We start from the raw sequence: 6,473 nt of genomic DNA, 5'->3' as shown, positions 1-6,473 counted from the left end.
GGTCTGCTTGTATCTTAAAGGCCAAAGCTGCGAAAGGAGCATTATCGTCAGCCGGTCTTGAAGTTTCTTCATTTGTATTTGCATCTATACAATGTAAATCTTTTCTGTCTAACGGTGAAGGTAAATAATCGCAAACGGCGTCAAGCATTGGCTGAACACCTTTATTTTTAAAAGATGTTCCGCAGAAAACAGGAATTAATTTTATTTGTAATGTTGCCGTTCTGATTGCTTGTTTTATTTGTGCTACGGTAGGTTCTTTACCTTCGAGGAAACAATTCATAACATCGTCGCTGTAATCAGCGATAAGTTCTATTAAGTTACTTCTTAATTCTTTTGCTTTATCTGCAAATTCCGCAGGAATTTCACCTACATCAAATTTTGCACCTAATTCTTCACCTTTCCAAATAATGGATTTCATTTCAACCAAATCTATTACACCTTTAAAGTCGGCTTCTGCACCGATAGGAATTTGCATTGTTAAAGGTGTTGCACCGAGTTTTTCTCTTATTTGTTCAATAACCATAAAGTAATCGGCACCTATTTTATCCATTTTGTTACTGAAAACTATTCTGGGAACATGGTATTTGTCGGCTTGTCTCCAAACGGTTTCAGACTGCGGTTCAACTCCGTTACCGGAATCAAATACCACAACAGCACCGTCGAGAACTCTTAAGCTTCTTTCTACCTCTGCAGTAAAATCCACATGTCCCGGGGTATCTATTATGTTAAATTGCATATCTTTCCATTTACAATATGTAGCAGCGGAAGTAATGGTTATACCTCTTTCTCTTTCCTGCTCCATCCAGTCCATGGTTGCCGCACCTTCGTGCACTTCACCTATTTTATGTGTTCTACCGGTATAGAATAAAATTCTTTCGGTAGTAGTTGTTTTACCTGCATCGATATGAGCAGCTATACCGAAATTTCTAACCTTTTCTAAAGGAAATTCTCTTGCCATATTAAACCTCAAAATAAAAATTTACTTTCTTCTTTTTAATAAAAAACAAAAAATACAATCTGTGTGATGATATATATATGATTGCAACATCACACGGATATTTTGGGCATTATATAAAATTTAAAAATAAATTGTCAAGAAAAACATAATACTTAAAGAATAAATTTTTTCAATACGGCTTTACAACCTAAAACCAAATCATCATAACTTTGTTTAAAATCACCGGTGTACCAAGGGTCTGCAACATCGCGATTTATTTTTGTAAAGTCTATCAAAATATGTTTTATTTTATTATCTGTATCATTCCACATTCTATGCATATTGTATATATTTGCACTGTCCATACCTATAATTAAATCATAATAATTATAATCCGCTTTTGTTATTTGTCTTGCAGTTTTTCCGTTACAGGAAATACCGTGTTCTGCCAATATTTGTCTTGCGGGCGGATATACACCGTTACCTATTTCTTCCGTGCTTGTTGCGGCAGATGCAACTTCAAAGGATTTTTCCAAACCTTTCTTTTTTAGCATATCTTTAAAAATAAATTCCGCCATAGGCGACCTGCATATATTTCCGTGACAAACAAATAATATCTTTTTCACCGTATATCCTCTTAAATTTTATTTATAATGCCCTGGGCTAAAATAACCCGAATAAAATATTTAAAATCAGAATTAAAAGAAATGACAATGTTAAAAAAGCTTTTATTCCGGTACCTAAAAGAAAACCTGCAAACGAACTTAATGCGGATTTTAATGCTTTTTTAATATCTTTGGAATTGTTTATAAGTTCACCGATTAATGCACCTATGAAAGAGCCGAAAATTAAAATCATCGGATTTACAAAAATTATTCCTGCCATACTACCGATTAATGCACCGCGTTCCCCGCTTTTTGTTCCGCCGCTTTTTTTAACCATTTTTGAAGGAATAATATAATCCATAACCGTAACAATAATCATTAGCAAAAGAGTTATAATCAAAGTCCATATACTTAATGTACAACTTTTAGAAAAAAATGCAACAAACAAACCGAGCCACCCTAACGGAAGCCCCGGAATTACAGGCAGAAAAGAACCTGCCAACCCGACTATAATAAAAATAAAAGCTAAAACCATCAAAAATATTGACATATTATTTCCCGAATTATTTTAGCATATAATATTCAATTAGTGCGAAAAAAATTTTTAACTTGTAATTTATTATTATATAATATTAAATTAATATAAGGATAAAAAAATTTTTAATAAAATATAAAAAGAAAAATATAATGAATAAAATATTTTATTTTAGAGAAGAAAATATATACAGAAGGTTATATTTCATTAATTTCAAGTTATTCAAAATAAAAAGAAAACTAAATATTACCGATAAGTATTTGATAAACACTGTTAAAAACATAAACAATAATATTTCTAAATTTCATAAATCCAAAACAGAAATACAACCAAAGCCAAACAATGTCATATTAGATAAATTAAAGGAATTAAAAAATTTTTATTTCTTACATAACAAAGGAAACTTAGGCGATATATTTATTGCTAACAGTGAATTCCAACTTTTTAACTCTTTTAAAAATGTGTTGCATATAAACTTGTACAATTATACAAATTTAAAAATTCCTTTTAATTTTGTGTATGGTGGAGGAGGTATGTTTGTAGGATTGTATAAAAAAGAGCATAAAAAAATTTTTAATATTTTAAAAAATAAATTGATGAAACAATGTATTATTCTGTCTGAAAGTTTTTATGATATACCTGAGTTCATAAAACTATTAGACGAAAGATTTACGATTTTTTGCAGAGAAAAAAACAGTTATAATTATTTAATTAATTCTAACACAAAAGCAAATGTTTATCTTGCCGATGATATGGCTTTTGCCACTGATACAAATTTTTATTATAACACCGGCTTTACAAATATGCAAATAAACAATTTAAACGAAAACTTAAAAAAATATTCCATAAAAAAAATAAGGAATATATTGAATGATTATTTTATAAAGTATTGTGTAATTTACGATAAAGTGAAAAACATATTATCTTTTATTAAACAAGATAAAATTAAAATAGCATATTTATTGAGGCAAGATGATGAAAAAATATTTAAAGATAAAACAAATATAAACTCTTTTGATTTATCTGTTTGCGGCGGGATAGGAGACAAATCCTGTTCGGACAATGCTTACGTTCAAATACTTTCGGAACTTTTTTTCAGTGCAATAGATTGTGCAGATGTTATTATTACGGACAGATTGCATGCAGGAATTTCATCCGCATTATTAAATAAAGAAGTTTTTTTATTTGATAATAATTACGGTAAAGTATTCGGAGTATATGAACAATCCATGAAACAAATGAAAAATGTTCATTTATTAAAACAAAACGATTTAAAAAACATTGATGACATAATAAAAAATTGTAACATTAAAAACACGGCAAACACGGAACATTTGAAAAGTTTGAATTTAACCATGGAACAATTTTTAACCAAATATTTGGCTTATAAAAATTAAAAGATTAAAAATTTTTTAACATTCTGAAAATCACAAAACTTTTAATATTAAATATTTTTATAATTAAAATATAAAAATTTATTTTACCAACCCTAAAAAAAGATGACTTTAAAATACTTTTCAAATATAAAAAATGTTCAAGTATATAAGGATACATCTCTTTTTGTTTTGATTTAGAAAATTTTTTACCTAATCTGTAAACAAATCCGTTTATAATAAAATTTTGCAATATCGGTGAATTTTCTAACAAATTTCTTTTGTATAAAAAATTTGTAAGTGTAATAAAAGACCTTAAAGCATTTATTCTTAATTTTTCTTTTTTTGCAGTAAGACTATCGACTTGTTTTCTGTAATAATAAAGTTCCTCATCCAAAAAACTTATTTTATTAGAATATAAATTGGCTAAAATATTGAAAGCAAAATCTTCTTCCGCATAAATATCTTCAAAAAATAAAATAGTATTATCCTTTATAACATCGGTTTTATATAATTTCATACAAGCGGACCTTGAATTTTCCACTATATCCAAAATACATTCAAGTTGTTTATCTGTTTGTCTTGATTTTGAATATTCATAAAAAAGAGTATTAAGTTTTTCTCTATTTGGTCCTTTCTCGTACTTATTATCCAAAGAATAATACATTTTGTGTCTGCAATAAACTATATCACTGTTTTCTTTTTCTGCAATATTTGTTAGTTTCTCTAAATAATCACTCGATACAAAATCATCTGAATCAATAAAAGTAATGTATTTACCATTAATAATTTTTAATGCAGAATTTCTTGCACCGGGCAATCCTCTGTTTTCCTGATTTATTATTTTTATTCTATTATCTTTATTTACATATTCCTGTAATACCGATAGCGAATTATCGGTTGAACCGTCATTTACACATATACATTCAAAATCTTTGAATGTTTGGTTTAATATACTGTCCAAACACTGTGATAAATATTTTTCCACATTATATACAGGCACTATTACAGATATTTTTGGCATTTGTTTACCTCAATTCGATTTCAATCTATTCTACAATAAAAAATACTTTTTTCAAAATATAAAATGTTATAATATGTGTTATGTTTACAATTATATTACTGGTTATTATATTAATAATTTTTTCCGCAAAATATCCATGGTGGTTGCCTGCAAAAAAAGGGTTAACAGTTTTGATGTATCATCATATTTATAAATATGATGAAACTTGTGATTTGGAAAAAGCATTATATGTTGAACCTAAAAAATTTTCCAAACAAATGGATTTTTTATTAAAACACAAATACACACCTATAACTTTGGAAGAATTATCAAAATCTTATAAAGATGAAACTTTCAAATTACCCGAAAAGCCGGTTCTTATAACTTTTGATGACGGTTGGTCGGATAATTATACAAATGCCTTTAAGATATTAAAAGAAAAAAATATTAAAGCCAATATTTTTATTTCTTGCAATTTTATAGAACAAAAAAATTGTATGACTTGGAACCAATTACTTGAAATGAAAAACAGCGGTTTAATATCTTTCGGTTCTCATACCGTCAATCATCCCACGGATATACAAACATTAAACGATAACGATATTATAAAAGAATTAAAAGAATCCAAACAAATATTGGAAAAAAAATTAAATATAAAAATAGATTCTTTTGCTTATCCTTCAGGAAAAGGTGCAACAAACAAAAAAATAAGGGCTATGGTTTTTGACAGCGGATATTCGTTTGATTTTTCAACAAAAAGAGGAATAACACCATTTAAATGGAACAAAGAAAAAGCCATAAAAAGGTTATATATAAAAGAAAATTATAATATTTTTGATTTTTATTTACTAATTACAAAAGGCAAAAACAGTTTTTAAGCTGTTCTTGAGTTTAACTCAGATTTTTAATCTTTTTCCGAAAAAATTAAATCATATTTTTAGTAATCTTTCACCGTCAATTCAAATTTATTTTTTTATATTATCAATAACTTCCTGTGCTTCTTTACTGCCTCTGTTTGCTGCTATTTTACACCATTGTAAACTTAAAGTATAATTAATGCAAACATATTCGCCGTTTGCATACATAACACTTAAATAATCCGCAGCTTCGGCATGTCCGTTTTGTGCCGCCAGCCAAAACCATTTGAATGCCTCTTTAAAATTATCTTCACAATAATATTGTTCACCTAAAACAAATTGGCTTTTGACATTTCCCTTTAATGCAAGTGACATTTCACTTTCACCCTCGTCGGTTAAATAGTTTAACAGTTCTTGCTTTTACTGCTCGTCTCTTATTTCTTTATCTTTTTTTTACAGCAATTTTAGAAAGCAAATTCCATATCTTATTTTCTTTTTAATTATTAATATTCTGTTCCGCCAAATTTTTACAATCTTCAGCAGTTAGTTTTTTCTTATCCATATTATTTCCTATTTTACTTTATTATTTCATCTAAATATACATTTTATTAAACAAAACAGATTGTCTAAAAACAACTTTTTACTTCTATATACCTAATCGTTAAAACAAGCTGATTCTGAAAAGATGTACTCGATTGAGATAAATGCGAAATGAAAATTTAAAATATAAACAACAAATTTAATATTCTACGGTAAACGAAGAATATGCATATCTGTTTAGATCATCTGTTGCAATAATATTGTGTGTACCGCTTAAAGCAGTTATAAAAAGTGTTTCGTTTTTCTTGCTGTTACCTACAAAATTTCCGTCAACAAACCAATAAATGGTATCAGCATCGGCATCAATATCCGCTTTTAAAGGAATTATTTTATTCCCGGGGACTATTTTATAAACAACATCTTCCAACGGTAAAAATATTTTCGGCGGATTTCCGGATAATGATATATCTTCCGGTTCTATGTTTGTCATATATTTTGGCGGGAGTTGTTTCTTTATACCTGCCTTTTCAAACAAACTTAAAATATCCGACGGCCAAAACTCATACACTTCATAATGAGTTTTCCCTTTGATTTCAACATTTGTTCTTAAACCTGTTTTATTG

General features: G+C 28.0%; 7 protein-coding genes and 1 pseudogene. 2 read left to right on the top strand and 6 right to left on the bottom strand.

Features of this window, described 5'->3' with window-relative positions:
* From ACMUOV_RS06445 to ACMUOV_RS06435, 3 genes are all read right to left on the bottom strand, one after another.
* On the bottom strand, positions 1–958 hold a 958-nt coding region (locus ACMUOV_RS06445; RefSeq protein ID WP_413854285.1), incomplete at its 3' end, for a GTP-binding protein.
* A 152-nt stretch (positions 959–1,110) separates the two neighbouring features.
* Positions 1,111–1,563 carry a low molecular weight protein-tyrosine-phosphatase gene (locus tag ACMUOV_RS06440; protein WP_413854284.1) on the bottom strand — a complete coding sequence of 151 codons (453 nt, stop codon included), beginning with the start codon at positions 1,561–1,563 and terminating at the stop codon, positions 1,111–1,113.
* A 37-nt stretch (positions 1,564–1,600) separates the two neighbouring features.
* Positions 1,601–2,092 carry a DUF456 domain-containing protein gene (locus ACMUOV_RS06435; RefSeq protein ID WP_413854283.1) on the bottom strand — a complete coding sequence of 164 codons (492 nt, stop codon included), beginning with the start codon at positions 2,090–2,092 and terminating at the stop codon, positions 1,601–1,603.
* A 137-nt stretch (positions 2,093–2,229) separates the two neighbouring features.
* On the opposite strand from ACMUOV_RS06435, the gene ACMUOV_RS06430 reads away from it, so the two are divergent.
* Positions 2,230–3,474 carry a polysaccharide pyruvyl transferase family protein gene (locus ACMUOV_RS06430; RefSeq protein WP_413854282.1) on the top strand — a complete coding sequence of 415 codons (1,245 nt, stop codon included), beginning with the start codon at positions 2,230–2,232 and terminating at the stop codon, positions 3,472–3,474.
* Between the two features lie 4 nt (positions 3,475–3,478).
* On the opposite strand, the gene ACMUOV_RS06425 is transcribed toward ACMUOV_RS06430, so the two are convergent.
* Positions 3,479–4,474, bottom strand: coding sequence for a glycosyltransferase family 2 protein (locus ACMUOV_RS06425; RefSeq protein ID WP_413854281.1), 996 nt, complete (start codon positions 4,472–4,474; stop codon positions 3,479–3,481).
* 80 nt (positions 4,475–4,554) lie between these two features.
* Here ACMUOV_RS06425 and ACMUOV_RS06420 point away from each other — a divergent pair, with 80 nt between their 5' ends.
* Positions 4,555–5,331: a polysaccharide deacetylase family protein gene (locus tag ACMUOV_RS06420; RefSeq protein ID WP_413854280.1), complete on the top strand. Its 777-nt coding sequence runs from the start codon at positions 4,555–4,557 to the stop codon at positions 5,329–5,331.
* 87 nt (positions 5,332–5,418) lie between these two features.
* Here the strand turns inward: ACMUOV_RS06420 and ACMUOV_RS06415 are convergent, their stop codons facing one another.
* The gene (locus ACMUOV_RS06415; protein WP_413854279.1) at positions 5,419–5,685 is read right to left on the bottom strand and encodes a tetratricopeptide repeat protein; all 267 of its coding nucleotides are present in this window, start codon (positions 5,683–5,685) and stop codon (positions 5,419–5,421) included.
* Between the two features lie 364 nt (positions 5,686–6,049).
* A pseudogene (locus ACMUOV_RS06410) lies at positions 6,050–6,473 on the bottom strand (hypothetical protein); the annotation flags it as partial.

This window comes from Candidatus Ruminimicrobium bovinum (assembly GCF_902760015.1).
In the GTDB taxonomy this organism is placed as follows: domain Bacteria; phylum Elusimicrobiota; class Endomicrobiia; order Endomicrobiales; family Endomicrobiaceae; genus Ruminimicrobium; species Ruminimicrobium bovinum.
Note: the sequence above shows the minus strand (reverse complement) of the source record. Positions and strands in the feature narration are given on the sequence as shown.